Source organism: Puia sp. (assembly GCF_036500295.1).
In the GTDB taxonomy this organism is placed as follows: Bacteria; Bacteroidota; Bacteroidia; order Chitinophagales; family Chitinophagaceae; genus Puia.
The window spans coordinates 74,610-92,855 of the sequence record NZ_DASYCH010000140.1 but is presented as its reverse complement, the minus strand read 5'-3'; the positions used below and the strand labels follow the sequence as shown (position 1 = coordinate 92,855).

Genomic DNA, 18,246 nt, shown 5'->3' with positions numbered 1-18,246 from the left:
CAAAAAACCAGCCTTCTATTATGGAAAATTCCCCTAATTGACCTTAATTCGTGCCCAAAAGCAGAAAAAGCCCACCCATGCGTTTCACCAAAGTCAACAACATCGTAGGATGGATAGTCGGTCTCTTCGCTACAACCGTTTACGTCATGACCATGGAAGCGACCGGAAGCTTCTGGGATTGCGGCGAATTTATCTCCAGCGCCTATAAACTGGAGGTCCCCCACCCCCCGGGCGCCCCCCTATTCGCCCTGATGGGCCGCTTCTTTATCATCCTCTTCGGTGATAACCCCCATACTGCCGCCCGCGGCGTCAACTTCATGAGCGCGCTGTGCAGCGGGGTCTCGATCCTCTTCCTGTTCTGGACCATTACGCACTTCGCCCGTAAACTCGTTATGCGGAACGCCAACCTACCCGGCGGCGCCGGCCCGGCCGCCGAACCCGACGGTCAGCAAACCTTTCTCATCATGGCCGCCGGCGTCGTCGGCGCCATCGCCTATACCTTCTGCGATTCCTTCTGGTATAGCGCCGTCGAAGGCGAAGTATACGCCTCCTCCGCCTTCTTCACCGCCCTCGTCTTCTGGGCCATCCTCAAATGGGAGCACAACGCCGACAAAGCGGGTTCCGACAAGTGGATCGTCTTTATCTTTTATATGATGGGCCTCTCCATCGGGGTCCACCTGCTCAACCTGCTGACCATCCCCGCCGTCGTAATGGTCTATTATTTCAAACGCCACCGCCCCACCCTATGGGGCTCCATCCTCGCCCTCGTTGTCGGCTGCATTATCACCGGCATCGTCCAGGTGATCGTCATCCAGTATACGATCAAAGGCGCGGGGTATTTCGATATCTTCTTCGTCAACTCCCTGGGCCTGCCTTTCTTCAGCGGCTTCGGGTTCTATTTCGCCTTGCTGGCGGCCCTGCTCGCCTGGGGTCTCCTCCTGAAACAGGCGACCATCACGGTCAACCGTATCCGCATCTGGCTGATGGCCTTTATCCTGGTCATCGCCTCCCCGGTCCTTATCGGGTCGTCCCACGGCAGCGGTGGTTTCTACATCGTCAAGATCCTCTTTGGCCTCGGCATTGGCTGGCTCGCAGGCTACGTGATAAAAAAAGAAGCCCTGCGCTGGTTCAAACTGGCCATCTGGTGCTTCTCCTTCATGCTCCTCGGCTATTCCACCTACCTCACCACGATGATCCGCAGCAACGCGGACACCCCCGTCGATATGTATAATGTGGACAACCCCGTCAGCCTCGTCGGCTATCTCAGCCGCGAACAGTACGGCGACTGGCCCATCGTCTATGGTCCCGACTTCCAGGACCAGGCGCCCACCGTCGAAGGCGCGGATCTCTATGTAAAAGGAAAGGACAAATATGAGGTCGCAGGAAAGATGCTTGTCCAGGACTGGGGCAACACCCCCTCCTCCCATGTCTTCCCCCGCATGTGGAACTCCCAGAACGATCGCCATGAGGTCGACACCTACAAATCGTTCGGCGGAGTGGCCGATGGCGACAATCCCACCATGGCGAACAATATCCGCTATTACGTCACGTACCAAAACTGGTGGATGTACCTGCGGTATTTTATGTGGAACTTCTCCGGAAAACAGAACGATCTCGAAGGCTTCGGCAACCCCCGCGACGGCAACGCCATCACCGGGATCCCGTTTATCGACAACGCCTTCCTCGGCGACCAGGGCAAGCTGCCGGACACCATCCACGCAAAGAACAAATCCTACAACCGCATGTATATGCTCCCGCTGATCCTCGGGATCATCGGGCTCATCTTCCAGGCCTACCGCTCCCGCAACGATCTCGTCATCACCGGGCTGCTCTTCTTCTTCACCGGCTTCGCCATCGTCATCTATCTCAACCAGGCCGGCCTCCAGCCCCGTGAAAGGGACTACGCCTTCGCCGGCTCCGAATATGCCTTTGCCATCTGGATCGGACTCGGCGTCCTCGCCGCGGCCCATTATTTCACCCGGTTCCTGAAACAACCGGCTCTCGCCCACTACGCCGCCGCCGGCCTCTGCTTCCTGGCCGTACCGGTGCTGATGGGCAGCCAGGAATGGGATGACCATGACCGCAGCAAAAAGACCCTCCCCCGGGATCTGGCAAAAGATTATCTCGAGTCCTGTCCGCCAAACGCCATCCTCTTCTCCTTTGGCGACAACGACACCTATCCTCTCTGGTATGCACAGGAGGTCGAAGGCATCCGCCCCGACGTCCGCGTCATGGTGAACACCCTGCTGGGTTCCGACTGGTATATGAACCAGCTGCGCTACAAAGTCAACGAGAACGCCCCCTTCGATATCATCTTCACCCCCGAACAGATCGCGGGCGACAAACGCAACGTGGCCTATTTCAGCGATAAGGTCCCCGGCTTCGACCAGACCAAACACTACGATCTCTATTCGGTACTCAAAGACGTCGTCGCCAGCGACGACCCGCGCTACAGCACCGCCGCGGACAACGGATCGACCATCAACCTCATACCGACCCATAAGTTCACCCTGCCGGTGGACTCCGCCGCGGCCCGCAGCACAGGCGCCGTCCACCCCGGCGACAGCGTCCTCTCCCAGTTGCAGATCGATATCCCGGATCAGCGCCGCTACCTGCTGAAAAACGATCTGGCCATGCTCGCCGTCATCGCCGGCAGCAAGTGGAAAAGACCCATCTGCTTCACCTCACCCCAGGATCTCCAAAACCTCGGTCTGGATAAATACGTCCGGCTCCGCGGCATGACCTATCAGCTGGTCCCCATCGAAGGCAGCAACGTCGACAACGACGCGGCCTATAAGACGATCATGGAGAAATTCGCCTATGGAAATGCGAATGTCCCCGGCGTCTACTATGACGAAGAGAATCGCCGTCATCTCAACAGCATCAAGTTCACCCATGCCCAGGTGGCGATGAGCCTCGCCATGGCCGGGAAGAAAGACTCCGCCCGCCGCGTCCTCGAGCAGTATGACCACCATGTGCTCGAATCGAACATGCCCTATGGCATGACTTCCAACCAGGGTAACCTGCACGATTATTTCTCCTTCGACTTCCTGCAGGCCTGCTATATGGCGGGCGACCTCCCGCTCGCGAAGAAAGTGGCGGCGTCGCTGAAAAAAGATCTTACCCAGCAGATGCGCTACTATGGTTCGTTCAGCGAAACGCCCATGAGCGACGAACAGCTGGCCGTCAACGCCAACATGCTGATGCAGGGGAAAGGCGGTAATCTTTCCGATATCCAAACAAAATATTTCGCCAACGATATTCTGTCCGCCTACCGGATGATCCTGCAGATCGCCGAACTCGAAAAACAAAATAATCCGGGCCTGCCCGCCCCATCAGAAAAGCCTTAATTTTACCGCGAAAAATTCTCAATACCAATGCGTTTTAACAGAGTAAACAACATCGTCGGCTGGATCGTGGGACTCGTCGCCTGCACTGTCTTTGTCATGACCATGGAGCCCACCGGCAGCTTCTGGGACTGTGGAGAGTTCGTCTCCAGCTGCTACAAGCTCCAGATCCCCCACCCGCCCGGCGCCCCGCTGTTCGTACTCATGGGCCGCTTCTTTATTATCCTCTTTGGTGACGATCCCCACACGGCCGCCCGCGGTGTCAACTTCATGAGCGCCATCGCCAGCGGCCTCTCCATTCTTTTCCTGTTCTGGACCATCACCCACTTCGCCAGAAAGCTGGTGATGCAGGGTGCTCCCAAGGCCGGCGGAGCCGTAGGAGCTTACAATCCCGATCTCGAACCCGACAGCCGCCAGACCTTTACCATCCTGGCCGCCGGCGTCGTCGGCGCCCTCGCCTATACCTTCTGCGACTCTTTCTGGTATAGCGCCGTCGAAGGCGAAGTATACGCCTCCTCCGCCTTCTTCACCGCCCTCGTCTTCTGGGCGATTCTCAAATGGGAACACAATTCCGGGAAAGCGGGTTCCGACAAATGGATCGTCTTCATCTTCTACATGATGGGGCTTTCCATCGGGGTCCACCTGCTCAACCTGCTGACCATCCCCGCCATCGTGATGGTCTATTACTTCAAACGCTTCCGCCCCACCACCTGGGGGACCATCCTCGCTTTTCTCACCGGCTGCCTGGTCACCGGCATCGTACAGATCATCGTGATCCAATACACCATCAAAGGCGCCGGCGCACTCGATATCTTCTTTGTCAACTCGCTCGGCATGCCCTTCTTCACGGGCTTCGGAGTCTATTTCTTCCTGCTGGCCGCCCTTCTCGCCTGGGGACTTACCTTCAAAAGCGAGACCCTTACCGCCAACCGCCTCCGCATCTGGTTTTTCGCATTCGTGCTGATCATCATGATCCCTGCCCTCTTCAGCGGCTCGGGCGGCGGACGCTTCCTGCGGCTGATCATCGGCCTGGGTGTCGCCTGGCTGGCCGGGTATATTTTAAAGAAAGAGGCCCTGCCAAAATTCAAGATCGCCCTCTGGTGTTTCGGCTTTATGCTCCTGGGCTATTCCACCTATTTCACCACCCTTATCCGCAGCAATGCCAATCCGGGCGTGGACATGTACAACGTGGATAACCCCAACAGCCTCGTGGGCTACCTAAGCCGCGACCAATACGGCGACTGGCCCATCCTCTACGGCCCTGACTTCCAGGACCGCGCTCCCCGCGTGGAGACCGGCCCCCTCTATGTAAAAGGAAAGGATAAATACGAAGTGGCCGGAAAGGTCTATGGCAGCGATTGGGGCAATACGCCCTCCTCGCATATCTTCCCGCGCATGTGGGACGGAGGCAACGACCGCGGCCAGGTAGACTGCTATCGCAATTTCGGCGGCATCGCCGAGGGCGAGAACCCTACCATGCTCGACAACTTCCGGTACTTCTTCAAATACCAGAACGGGGTCATGTTCCTCCGTTACTTTATGTGGAACTTCTCCGGCAAGCAAAACGATCTGCAAGGTTTCGGCAACATCCGGGACGGTAATGCCATCACCGGCATCCCTTTCATCGATAATTTTTTATACGGCGACCAAAGCGCCATGCCCGACTCCATCCACAAGAACAACAAGTCCTATAACCGCATGTACCTATTGCCCTTTATCCTCGGGCTGATCGGGCTGGTCTTCCAGGCCACCCGCAACAAGGGAGATTTCTGGGTCACGGGACTGCTCTTCTTCTTTACCGGCTTCGCCATCGTCGTCTATCTCAACCAGGCCGGTTACCAGCCGCGCGAACGGGATTACGCCTATGCCGGCGCCTGCTATGCCTTCGCCATCTGGATCGGGCTGGGCGTCATCTGGGTTAAAGAGACTTTTGAAAAAGCCGCGTTCAAAGGAAATGCCGGCCTGGCCAATTATGCCGCCGCCGGTCTCTGTTTCCTCGCCGTACCGATGCTGATGGGCAGCCAGGAATGGGATGACCACGACCGGAGCAAGAAGACCCTCGCCCGCGACATCGGTAAGGACTATCTCGAATCCTGCCCGCCAAACGCGATCCTCTTCTCCTTCGGCGACAACGACACCTACCCCCTCTGGTACGCCCAGGAAGTGGAGGGCATCCGCCCCGACGTCCGCGTCATGAACTATAGCCTGCTGGGTACCGATTGGTATATCAACCAGTTACGTTATAAGATAAACGAAAGCGCCCCCACCGACGTGCTCTTCACCCCCGAACAGATCCAGGGTAATACCCGCGATGCCGTCGTCATCAACGCGCTAAACGGTTTCGACCCGAACAAATACTACGATCTGTACGACGTCCTGAAGAATGTCGTCGGCAGCGATGACTCGCGCTATCAGACCTCCTCCGACGAGGGTGATGTCTATAATTTCCTGCCCACCCGCAAATTGTCCGTCCCCGTGGACGCCAATGTCGTCCGCGCCAACGGCACGGCAATGCCCGGTGACAGCATCGTCAGCGAATTACACCTCGACATCTCCAAGAACAAGAACTATCTTTTCAAGAATGAGCTGGCCGTGTTGGCCATCATCGCGGCCAATAAATGGCAACGGCCCATCTGCTTCAACTCGACCTACGAGTTGGAAGACCTCGGGCTGACCAAATACATCCGGCAGGACGGCCTCGCCGGCCGCCTCGTACCGGTGGAAGGCAAGAACGTCAACGCAGGGTTCTACAACAACCCCGTGGCCTACAACAACATGATGACCAAATTCAGTTTTGGCAATGCTGCCACACCTGGCGTCTACTACGACGAGGAAAACCGCCGCCATCTCAATACCCTGCGTGCCGCCCACGCCCAGCTGGCGATGAGCCTCATCGAAGAAGGGAAGAAGGATTCTGCCCGCAACCTGCTGGAACACTTCGACAAGAACGTCTATGAACCCAACTTCCCGTATGGGATGACCTCCAACCGCGGTAACCAGCACGATCGCATCTCGATGACCTTCCTGGCAGCCTGCTACCAGTCCGGTGATCTGCAACTGGCCCAAAAGGTCGCCGCCTCCCTGAAAAAAGATCTGAGCCAGCAGATGCGATACTACGCTTCGCTCGGCGAGAATATGACCAACGAACAACTGGCCATCAACGCCCAAATGGCCCTGCAGGGCAAAGGCGGAAATCTCTCCGAACGCCAGGGAGGGAGCATAGCGCAGGATATCTTCACCACTTACCAGATGTTAATGCAACTGGACGACCTGGATCGACAATTCGGCCACGGCAAACCCCCACAGGTTCAACAGCCTGCTAAGTAAGACACTCGAAAAAACCCGCTCCGGCGGGTTTTTTTGTACCCATTTCCAACAGAACCATTTCATCGAATAAGTTGTTTTTAATCTGTAAATTGTACCAAATGATAGGCCATCACTTCAAACGATACGATCCTAACGACGAAGGCAAGCCCAAATTCGACCAACTGCTGGATGTCTTCATGCAACTGCTCAGCTACACCAACGGAGACGTGGGCGAAGCGCTGCAATGGATGAATCAGCTGGACAAAGAATACCAACTCACCGACGACGAGTACGGCATGGGGGATTTTATCGAAGACCTCAGAGACAAAGGCTATATCGACGAGAACAACCAGACCGGTGAGATCACCATCACCCCAAAAACGGAACAGGGTATCCGCCGCCGTTCGCTCGAAGAGATTTTCGGCAAGCTGAAAAAGACAAAGCAGGGCAATCACAATACCTTCAAGCCCGGTGGCGGTGACGAAGCCAACCCCGAGACCCGCCCCTTCCGCTTCGGCGACCAGCTGGAGCAGATCGACTTCACCGAATCGATCCGCAACGCGCAGATCAACCATGGGATCGAAGCCTTTAACATCCAGGAGGACGACCTGAAGATCCGGGAGACGGACTACAAAGCCCAGACCTCCACCGTGCTGATGATCGATATCTCACACTCCATGATCCTGTATGGCGAGGACCGGATCACCCCCGCCAAAAAGGTGGCCATGGCCCTTAGCGAACTCATCACCACGAAATATCCCAAGGACACCCTGGACATCGTCGTCTTCGGCAATGACGCATGGCCGGTAGAGATCAAAGACCTTCCCTATCTGCAGGTGGGCCCTTATCACACCAACACCGTCGCAGGCCTCGAATTAGCCATGGACATCCTTCGGCGCAGGCGCAATGCCAACAAGCAGATCTTCATGATCACCGACGGGAAACCTACTTGTTTGAAGGTGGGGAAACGGTATTACAAAAATAGCTTTGGCCTTGACCGCAAGATCACGTCCCGCTGCCTCAACCTGGCCGCGCAATGCAAGAAGCTAAAGATCCCCATCACGACGTTCATGATCGCCAGCGACCCCTATCTGCAACGATTCGTCAACGAATTCACGGAAACAAATAATGGAAAGGCCTTCTTCGCCTCCCTCGACCGTCTCGGCAGCTTTATCTTCCGCGACTTCGAATCCGGGAAGCGAAAAACGGTATACTAGCGCGAAAACACTAAAACAAGGAAATGGACATAACAAAGATCACTACACTTGGACAACTGAAAAAAGCCGGCTATAAAAACCGATCCGTAAAAGAAGAGATAAGAGAAAATCTTATTCGCAAACTGAAGAACAAAGAAAACACTTTTCCGGGTATTGTTGGCTATGAGGACTCGGTTATCCCGGATACAGAACGGGCGCTGCTCTCCCGCCATAATATCCTGTTCCTCGGTCTCCGCGGACAGGCCAAGACCCGTATGGCCCGCCAGATGGTCGATCTCCTGGATGAATATGTCCCCTTTGTCACCGGAAGCGAGATCAATGACGATCCCTTCCGCCCGATCTCTAAATTCGCCCGCAACCTCGTCGCCACAAAAGGCGATGACACCCCCATCTCCTGGCTGCCCCGCGGCGACCGCTACGGAGAAAAACTGGCCACCCCCGACGTCAGCGTCGCCGACCTCATCGGCGATATCGACCCCATCAAGGCCGCCAACCTCCGTCTCAACTTCGCCGACGAAGAAGTGATCCATTTCGGCATCATCCCAAAAAGCAATCGCGGCATTTTCGTAATTAATGAAATACCTGATTTACAGGCTCGTATACAGGTCTCCTTATTCAATATTTTAGAAGAAGGGGATATCCAGATCCGCGGCTTCAAACTTCGCATGCCCCTCGACATGCTCTTCGTCTTTACGGCTAACCCGGAAGACTATACCAACCGCGGCTCCATCGTGACGCCCCTCAAGGACCGCATCGAAAGCCAGATCCTCACCCACTACCCCCGCACCATCGAAATGGCCCTGGCCATCACCGAACAGGAAGCGGATATCCACGAAGAACAAAAAGGCCGCGTGATCATCAGCGATCTGGTGAAACGCCTCATCGAACAGGTTTCCTTCGAAGCCCGCACCAGCGAATACGTCGACAAGAAAAGCGGCGTCTCCGCCCGGTTGACCATCGCCGCCTTCGAGAACGCCGTCAGCGCCGCCGAGCGCCGCGCCATCCTCAACAACGAAAAGGAGACACCGGTCTGGATGAGCGATCTCGTCGGCATCATCCCCTCCATCACCGGGAAAATAGAACTCGTCTACGAAGGGGAGCAGGAAGGTCCCTACCAGGTGGCCTTTAACCTGCTGGAGAAAGCCTTTCGTTCACAGTTTATCAACTACTTCCCCAATCCCGATACGCTGAAGAAACGCAAAGCGGATGCCCGTGACGACAACCCCTTCCGGCCGGTCACCCACTGGTTCGACAAGGGCAACCATCTCAACCTCTTCTTCAACACGCCCGACGCGGAAAAGATCCAGCAGCTGTACAAAGTGGAGGGACTGCACGCTCTCGTTAAGAAATACTTCAAACACGTTAACGAACGCGAAGCCGCCCTGCTGATGGAGTTTGTTCTCCACGGCCTGGCCGCCTATTCGCTGATCAGTAAGAAAGTGGTGGAAGGAAAGATCGAGTTCAAAGACCTTATCGGATCGATGGTCAACCTGGGCTCTTCCGGCAGCGGCTTCGGCAATGAGGACGAAGACATCGAAAGCGACGATTTTAATTAATTCTCCGGCGCCCGCCGAAGGCGGGCGCCGTTCTTTAAAACGAATATCCCAGACTGAAATAAGGAACAATACCTGCCGCGCCGGCGCCGACAAACGGAGTAAAGCCGGCGCGGAGGTTAAGCCCGCCGTGTTTGGGTTGCCGCCGGTAGCCCAGTGACATGTTTCCCATTAAACTGTGCACATCACTCATATAGGTCTTATCGCCGAGGTTAAACCGGTGATTGAAGTCAAGCCCCGACATCGCCAGCACGGTAAATCCCGCGCCGAATTCGATGAAATTCCCCCCGTGGCCCGCCAGCCAGTTGATCCCCATCGGGATCGTGACGATCGTGGGCTGGCTTCCCAGATTGGAGCCGATCCCCACCCGGAATCCAAATCCATCGTTACTTTTTGTAAACCGCCGGTCGTAATTGACCGAAAGCATCATGCCCTCCCCGCCGAGCTCGGCGAAGATCGCATCGCGCGCAATCGGATCTGCCGGTGGCGCATTATCCTGGCCGTAAGAAGAAAGAATACCCGTAAAAAGCAGTGCGAAGAGGAGGTAGGGGTGCATTCCCCAATATTATAAAATATTCACCTCCCGTTCCAGCTCCACCCCAAATTTTAATCTGACACTCTGCAAGATCTCTTCACTGAGCGCAAATAGCTCCCCACCGCTGGCCCCGCCGTAATTCACCAGCACCAGGGCCTGCCGCGCATGTACCCCCGCGTCACCCCGCCGGAAGCCCTTCCAGCCGCACTGCTCGATCAGCCAGCCTGCCGCCAGCTTGACTCCCCCACCCTCCGTCGGATAGGCAACGATCCCGGGGTACTTCCCCTTCAATTCTTCATGCACCGCCACCGGCACCGTCGGGTTCTTGAAAAAGCTCCCCGCATTCCCGATCTCCGCCGGATCAGGCAACTTCGAACGCCGTATCCGGATCACCGCCTCCGAAATAGCCCGGATGCTCAGCTCGCGGCCTGCCAGCTCCTCCCGGAGTGCCCCATACGAAGTATGAAAGATGGGCTCTTTGCGCAGCCTCAGCACGACGGACAGAATAACAAACTGCCCCTTCATCCGCCGCTTGAACACACTCTCCCGGTACCCGAATTCGCAATCACTGGATGTAAACGTCTTCACCCTCCGCTCCTCCAGACTCCAGGCCTCCAGCTCCCAGAACACATCCCGGATCTCCACTCCATACGCGCCGATATTTTGCATGGGCGCCGCGCCGACATTGCCCGGGATCAGCGACAGGTTCTCCAGCCCCGCCCAGTCCCGGCCGATGCAATACTGCACGAGCCCGTTCCAGTTCTCCCCGGCCCCGGCGCGGACATATACATAGTCTTCGTCCTCGTTCAAAAGTTGGATCCCCTTCACCTCATTCAGCAGCACCACGCCATCCACATCACCGGTGAACAGCACGTTGCTCCCCCCACCCAGCACCAGTAGCCGCCGGTTGCCCGCCCAGTCCACCACCTCGCCCAGCTCATCGGCCGAAGCAAACCGCGCCAGCCATCGCGCGCTCACGTCGATGCCAAAGGTATTATAGCTCTTTAAAGACTGGTTCTCATTAAGTACCATCATGTATATATTTTTGCGTAACTTTTTCGTTATATCTGTATATTGTCAAAGTAACACCCCTAACCTCCCTTCATGACCAAGTTGTTCATTATCCTTGCCTGTGCCTTGTCACTGACACAGGCTACGGACGCCCAGGAAAATAATCCGCTGATCGTATCAGGCGACATCCTCCAGCAGGCCGACAAGCTCTACGATTCCGGACAATACAAGAAAGCCATCGTCATCTACCGGAAGATCGACAAAAACGACACCAACTATGTCAAAGGCCTCTTTGGTATCGGCGCCAGCTACCTCGAAGATACCCAATTCAATGCAGCCCTCGAATATACCAAAAAAGCCCTGGCGCTCGGCTCCGACCCCGAAATGGAGCCCAGGCTGTACAACCAATATGGCAACATCTATAACGAATGGGATTCCAGCGAACACGCGATCCGCATATACGATTCCGCTATCCGGATATATCCCGCCTTTTCCCTTTTCTATCTGAATAAAGGTTCAGCCCTCATCAAACTCGAACGGTTTGCCGAAGCCGAAGCCGTCTTCAAGCAATGCCTGCTGATCAATCCCTATTCCTACAGCGGTCACTATAAGTTGGGCTACTGCGCGATCAAACAGGGCAAGGTGATCCCCGCCTTCCTGAGCTTCATAGGTTATCTCACCCTCGATCCCGAGGGCAGTTTCCACTCCTCCTGCATCCAATGGATGAACAATATCGCCAGGAACCTCGACTCGGTCCAGGCAGTTGTCAGCCGTCGAAAGGAAGAGCCCGGTGAAAGCTATCAGTTGCTGGAGCAGATCGTACAATCGGGGATAGCGCTGAATAAGGGCTACGTTCCGTTGCCGAAGCTGGATGACCCCATCTCCCGCCAGATCCAGGTCCTATTCGAAAAAATGGAATACCGGGAAGACGACAACGATTTCTGGATGCAATACTATATCCCCTGGTTTAAGTCGGTGTATACGGGCAATCGCTTCGAAGTGTTGGTCAACCGCATTTTTCTCGACGTCAAGGTCCCCATCATTCAGGACTACATCAAAAAACATAAGAAAGACCTGGATGACCTGACTTCCGATCTGGTCGATTACCTCAACAGGATCATCACGACCCGAGAGCTAAACTACGCCAAAAGACAAACGGACACCATGATGTGGAGCCGGTCGAACGGCAATCTCACCGGTTATGGCGCCTATGACCGAAAAGAAGAAAAGCGGGAGGGCCCCTGGACCTTATATTACGGCCCCGGCAATCTCAAAGGCAAGGGTAGTTATAATACTACCGGCGGCAGGGAGGGAAACTTCACCTGGTACTATTACAACGGCAGTCCGCGGGGAAAGGAATTCTATCGCAATGGGAAGCAGGAAGGGGAAGAGACCTACTATTTCGCCAATGGCGTGCCATCTTCCCATTCCTGGTACAAAAATGATTCTCTCGATGGCGAATCCGCCACATTCTATTATGTGGGCACCCCCCGGACCTTCACCCGCTACAATAACGGATCACCGGAGGGCACAAAGATCTACTTCAGGAACAACGGCGACACCAATCTGATCGAACGGTACAAGGCCGGCAAGCTCGATGGCATCACCAGGTCCCTGTCCAAATATGGGACGACGGAAGCCTTGACGGGTTATAAAAATGGCGATGCGGAAGGAACCTATCAAAAATTCTATCCCGGCGGCCAGCTGCTTTGCCAGGGAGAATATAAAGCCGGGAAACAGGAAGGGATCTGGAAATGGTGGCATCCCAATGGCCGGCTAAAGCTGGTGACCAGTTTCGTCAACGACCAGAACGATGGCACCCGCGAGGAGTATTATGACAATGGGGCCGTCAGCTCCACCTATTCGGTAAAAGCCGGTAAGATGATCGGGGACGCGAAATATTTTGACGAGGACGCCAAACTATATGCCCTGCTCCACTACGATAGCAAGTCCCTGCAAAAAGCCCAGTATTATGATAAGGCCGGAAAATTGATCGGTGAATCCATCCGCGACAATAGCAAAAAAGCGATCCGGCTGACACAATATTCTCCCGATGGCTCAAAGCGTTGGGAAGCGACGTACAATGACAATGACGATATCACCGATACGCTGATCACCTATTACAAATCGGGTAAGATATTTGGCACCGACGCGTATGCTGGCGGCCGGCAGGAAGGTCTTTCAGCCACCTTCTATCCCGACGGGATAAAAAGGACCGAGACCATGTATTCTGCCGGAAAGATGGATGGCTATCATCGCAGCTACTTCCGACATGGTCAACTGCAGGAGCAAGGATGGTATCGACAGGGTAGCAGCGAAGGCTACTGGATCGACTTCAATGAAATGGGCGACATAACGGATAGCTCCTATTATTTGGACGACGATCTGGATGGATACAAAACAAGTTATGCGCCGGATGGCCGGAAGACCTTTGAACTCAAATTCAAAACGGGCTGGCTGACGGAATATACGCTATACGATACCACCGGTAAGGTGCTCAGCCGCTTCAGCTCCCCTACCGGGACGGGCAAGCTTCGCATGACCTATGCCAATGGACAGGCGCGCATCGAAGGCGAATATCAACGATCCAAACTGGCCGGGCCATACCGCCAGTGGTATTTTGACGGCAAGCCATCTGAGCTTGCCCATTATACCCGAGGCCTGCAGGATAGCAGTTATAAATCCTGGTATCATTCCGGTATACCCGCCGCCGAAGGTCAATATGCCTTTGGGGAAAAGACCGGTCTGTGGAAATATTATTACGCCAACGGTACCCTTCGCGAGACGGAATCCTTTGTCCGGGGAGACCTCGATGGTATTCAGACAGACTATTTCGAGAATGGTAAGATTGAGACCGTGACGCCGTTTAAGGACGGCCAAAAAGAGGGGGTCGCAAAAGAATACGATCCCGATGGCACCCTGATCTATGCGATGACCTATCTCCATGGTGATCCGGTGGCCTATTCCTACCTGGATAGCAAAGACAGTCTCGTGCCCGCCATACCCATTCCTTTCGAGTCCGGCAAGATAAGAACCTATTTCCCAAATGGCAAGCCTTCTGCCGCGTTCGAATACAGGGAAGGAGTGTTCGACGGTGAGCGAAGCTTCTACTATACCAACGGACAACTGCGGTCCGTCATCCATTGGAAGAACGGAGCCGCGGAGGGCGCAAATATCGTCTATCATTCCAACGGCAAGATCAAAATATCGTCCAACTACGTCCACGACGATCTTCAGGGTCCCTACCGCGTATACAATGACAAAGGCATCGTCAGGGAAGAGTGGAATTATTACTGCGATGTACCCAACGGCGAGACCCGGCTATTCGATGACGATGGCCGCCTGCTGGAAACAGATCATTACTATTTTGGGACCTTGTTATCTGCAAAAAAATGAGTCGCCTTTTTTATATTCTTCTTCTTGCCATCGGCGCCCTTCCCGCTCTGCCTTCCGAAGGCCAGACGCGTTCCATAGAAAGCAAATTCCCGGGCGAGCAGGAAGTAATGCTGGAACATTCCGTTCATTATGTGATAACGTTGAAGGACGGTCAGCCGCTCGTAAAAAGCGAGGAAAAACAGCAATTGCTCTACCTTTCAGCGCAGGCAAACTCCCGGATGAGCCGGTTCGGATTCTCCCACAGCGGATTTCACCAGTTGGAACAGTACTCCGCGTATACGCTCACGGCCGACGCGAAAAAGATCAAAGTCACCAATTTCAAAACGACGGACAGCAAATCCAACAGTATCTTTTATGATGACGTAAAAGAAACCACATTCGATTTTCCCGCTCTGGCGCCTGGAGCCATCGGTACCCTCGAGACGACCATGCTGGATAAAGACCCGCATCTGTTATCGCCTTTTTTCTTCTCTTGGGCAGTCCCCGTTATCCATTCCCAACTCAAGATCACCTTTCCAAAAGATATGCAGATCCGTTATCTGCTGAAGGGTAACGATACCGCGCGCATCCGGTTTACCCTCGAAACCCGGCACGGAGAGACGACCTATACCTTTCAGGCGGATAGCGTGGCGGCAGGCAGGCCTTATGATGACGCCCCCGACATCCGCTGGTATGCCGCCCATGTCGTCTTCTATATCGAAAAATATGTGGACGAACACGGCACGACCATCCCGTATCTCAGCAGCCCCGACGATCTCTTCCATCTTTACCTCGGCTACCTGAAAGATATCAACAAAGAAACCGGACCCGAACTGCAGCATATTGTAGATTCCCTTTGCAAAAATGCGCCTGATCCCGAGGGAAAGGCCCGCAACATATACGCCTGGGTACAACAAAATATAAAATACATCGCCTTCGAACAGGGTATGGAAGGATTTGTCCCGAGGGATGCCAACCTGGTTTGTACGAGGAAGTTTGGTGATTGCAAGGACATGAGCAGCATCCTGACTCTGATGCTTCGCACCGCCGGCATCCCCGCCTGGTATACCTGGATCGGCACCCGAAGCCTTCCCTATACCTATACCGAAACTCCGCTGCCGCTGGTGGATAATCACATGATCAGCACGATCCGCCTGAATGACCGCTATATCTTCCTCGACGGGACCGATCCTTTTTGCATCTTCGGGATGCCTTCCACAGGCATCCAGGACAAACAGGCCCTGGTCGCAATGGACGACAGCACCTATAAGATCCTTACCGTGCCGATCCCGGCAAAAGAGATGAACCGGCTCATCGATACGACGACCATCGATCTCACCGCCGGCGGGCTGAAAGGACATATTTGCATCGACCACTATGGATATTATTCCAATATCCTGCAGGATCTGCTGATCTATTCCAACGAAAAAGAGATCGATCAGCTGCTAAAGCCCCGTTTTCGCCGTGGTTCGGACAAATTCAACCTCGACTCCTTCCGCATCGGCGACCGCGGCGATCACGCCCATATCCGGCTGACCGGCGATTTCACTCTTCAGGACTATGCCCGCCAGATCGGTAGCGAATGGTATATTAATATGAATCTCTTCAAGTCATACCTGCACGAGGAGATCGACTACCCCAAACGGACCATGCCCATCGAATTCCCCTTCTACGGGCAGCGCATATATGTCGTCATCCTCAATATCCCCGCCGGATACGAGGTAACTTATCTGCCGCCCGGTAAGACCTATCACAACGCCGTCTGGGGTTTCACGATGAATTATGAAAAGAGGGGCCGGCAGCTTATTTTCACGCAGGAGTTCGACAACGATCATCTTTTGCTCCAACCCTCTCAGTTCGCCGACTGGAACAAGGTGCTCGAAAATCTCTTTCCCCTTTATCATTCAACCGTCAGCCTGCAAAAGAACCCATGAAAAATAACCTTATATTTCTGTCGGCCCTGCTATTGGGCCTCGATGCCATCGCCCAGAAACCTGCGATCATCCATGAACAATGGACCGAAAAACCGGCTCTTCACCCCATCAACGACCCATTAAAAAAAGAGTCGGCTGTCATCCTGCTCGACAACCGCCGCGTTGAGTTTATCGATGAAGGAGCCGACAAGGTCGGCGAATATCGCAGCTTTCACCGGATCGTCCACCTCAATGACGACCAGGGTATCGAATCGTTTAATAAGGTATACCTGGGCTATACCGACAGCACCGACATCATCGACATGCGGGCACGAGCCGTGCTCCCCAACGGCGTCATCATGGAGGTACGGAAAGAGAACATGAAGGATTACCAGGATGAGGACGGCAGCAAATACAAGATCTTCGCCCTGGAAGGCCTGGAAAAAGGCGCTGAAGTGGAATACTTCTACACCATCAGACGTAAACCCGACTACTTTGGCCGGGAGACGATACAGGGAAAATTCCCGATCCTCGATGCCCGTCTCCAGATCCTTTGTCCATCGAGACTGATCTTCCAGCTAAAAGGATACAACAGCGACATCCGCATCGACACGGATACCAGTCATGCCGGAACAACGGCCTACAACATCCGGTTAAAAGACATTCCCGGCGCGGAAGAAGAGAAATATGCCGCCTATGATGCCAACCTCAAAAGGATCGAGTACCGGCTTTCTTATAACAAAGCCAACTCAAACGGTTCGGCCCGGATCAATACCTGGAACCTGTTAGCACAAAGGATACACAGCAACTACGAGGTCTTCACCGAGAAAGACCTGAACCGGATCGGCGATCTCATCGAAGCCAACGGCTGGCAAAAGCTTCCCGATGCCCGCCAAAAGATCATCGCGGTAGAAAACTACCTCAAGAAACAATTCACCAGCCGCAACGATATCGACATGCAAAATGCTTCGAATATCGAATGGATGATAAAGAACAAGATCGCCAGCACCTACGGGATCGTCCGGCTCTATGCGGGCATCTTTCAAAAGCTGGGCGTCGGCAACCAGATCGTTCTCACCTGTAACCGAAACGAGCTGGTCATCGACCGATCATTTGAAAATTGGAACAATACGAGTGATATCCTCTTCTATTTCCCGGGTACCGGCAAATATCTCGCTCCCACCCTGCCGACATTCCGATATCCCTGGATCAATCCCTATTGGGGGGCCGAAGACGCCTTTTACTGTCAGACAACAACCATCGGCAACTATACCACCGCCATTGCCGCTATCCGGAATGTCCCGCTCGAAGACGTTACAAAAAGCTATCATCGCACCGACGTCTCGCTGCAGCTGGACCCCGCTTCGGATACCGTCATCGCAAAGGTCAGGGAAACCCTGGCAGGCTATCTATCCATCGGCTACCGGGCAGCCTATACATTATCCAATCCCGATGACCGGCGTACGATGTTGAAAGAAATGGCCAGATCCACTACCAATAGCGAACGGATCATCACATCCAACGTGGAAAATGCGGATTTCGAGAGCTACACCGATGATAAACCCTTTGTCATGGAAGCAACCATTCACTCGGAAGGACTGCTCGAAAATGCAGGCAGGAATCTGCTGCTGAAAATCGGGGGAGTCATCGGCAAACAGGAGGAAATGTATCAGGAAAAACCCCGGCAATTCCCGTTACAGGTGGCTTTTCCACACACGCTCGAACGCTTTGTCGACTTCATCATTCCGGCCGGATACAAAGTGAAGAACCCCGACGATCTCGTCGAAAGCCATGAATACCCTGCCGGCGGAAATCCTGTACTGGGATTTGTATCGGAATACAAAATAGAAGGGGATACGCTTCGCGTCCACATCCTCGAAACCTATAAGCAAACCGCGTATCCGCTGGCCGACTACGATAACTTTAAAAAAGTAATCAATGCTGCCGCGGATTTCACCAAGGTAGTGCTCGTACTGGAGAAAAAATAAC

At 54.3% G+C, this 18,246-nt stretch carries 9 protein-coding genes; 7 read left to right on the top strand and 2 right to left on the bottom strand.

Annotated features, from left to right (window positions below):
* Positions 1-77 precede the first annotated feature (77 nt).
* The 4 genes from VGM48_RS25170 (at position 78) to VGM48_RS25155 (ending at position 9,426) form a co-directional block, all read left to right on the top strand.
* On the top strand, positions 78-3,350 hold the full coding sequence (locus VGM48_RS25170; protein ID WP_331583807.1) for a DUF2723 domain-containing protein: 3,273 nt from the start codon (positions 78-80) through the stop codon (positions 3,348-3,350).
* A 27-nt stretch (positions 3,351-3,377) separates the two neighbouring features.
* Positions 3,378-6,674: a DUF2723 domain-containing protein gene (locus VGM48_RS25165; protein WP_331583805.1), complete on the top strand. Its 3,297-nt coding sequence runs from the start codon at positions 3,378-3,380 to the stop codon at positions 6,672-6,674.
* A 98-nt stretch (positions 6,675-6,772) separates the two neighbouring features.
* Entirely contained in the window at positions 6,773-7,870 is a 1,098-nt protein-coding gene (locus VGM48_RS25160) for a vWA domain-containing protein (RefSeq protein ID WP_331583803.1), read from the top strand.
* A 23-nt stretch (positions 7,871-7,893) separates the two neighbouring features.
* Complete coding sequence (locus tag VGM48_RS25155) at positions 7,894-9,426, top strand: sigma 54-interacting transcriptional regulator (RefSeq protein ID WP_331583801.1); 1,533 nt, start codon at positions 7,894-7,896, stop codon at positions 9,424-9,426.
* 34 nt (positions 9,427-9,460) lie between these two features.
* Here the strand turns inward: VGM48_RS25155 and VGM48_RS25150 are convergent, their stop codons facing one another.
* Together VGM48_RS25150 and murB are read right to left on the bottom strand one after the other, a co-directional pair.
* Positions 9,461-9,979 (bottom strand): hypothetical protein, encoded by a 519-nt coding sequence (locus VGM48_RS25150; protein ID WP_331583799.1) that lies wholly within the window; start codon positions 9,977-9,979, stop codon positions 9,461-9,463.
* A gap of 9 nt (positions 9,980-9,988) precedes the next feature.
* Positions 9,989-10,993: a UDP-N-acetylmuramate dehydrogenase gene (gene murB, locus VGM48_RS25145; protein WP_331583797.1), complete on the bottom strand. Its 1,005-nt coding sequence runs from the start codon at positions 10,991-10,993 to the stop codon at positions 9,989-9,991.
* 69 nt (positions 10,994-11,062) lie between these two features.
* On the opposite strand from murB, the gene VGM48_RS25140 reads away from it, so the two are divergent.
* Genes VGM48_RS25140 through VGM48_RS25130 form a run of 3 tightly spaced genes read left to right on the top strand, consistent with a single transcriptional unit; the run spans position 11,063 to position 18,245 of the window.
* Positions 11,063-14,365, top strand: a complete 3,303-nt coding sequence (locus VGM48_RS25140) for a hypothetical protein (RefSeq protein ID WP_331583795.1) — start codon at positions 11,063-11,065, stop codon at positions 14,363-14,365.
* Positions 14,362-16,278, top strand: coding sequence for a DUF3857 domain-containing transglutaminase family protein (locus VGM48_RS25135; protein WP_331583793.1), 1,917 nt, complete (start codon positions 14,362-14,364; stop codon positions 16,276-16,278). Before VGM48_RS25140 ends, VGM48_RS25135 begins: the two co-directional genes overlap by 4 nt.
* Complete coding sequence (locus VGM48_RS25130; RefSeq protein WP_331583791.1) at positions 16,275-18,245, top strand: DUF3857 domain-containing protein; 1,971 nt, start codon at positions 16,275-16,277, stop codon at positions 18,243-18,245. Before VGM48_RS25135 ends, VGM48_RS25130 begins: the two co-directional genes overlap by 4 nt.
* Position 18,246: the final 1 nt, after the last annotated feature.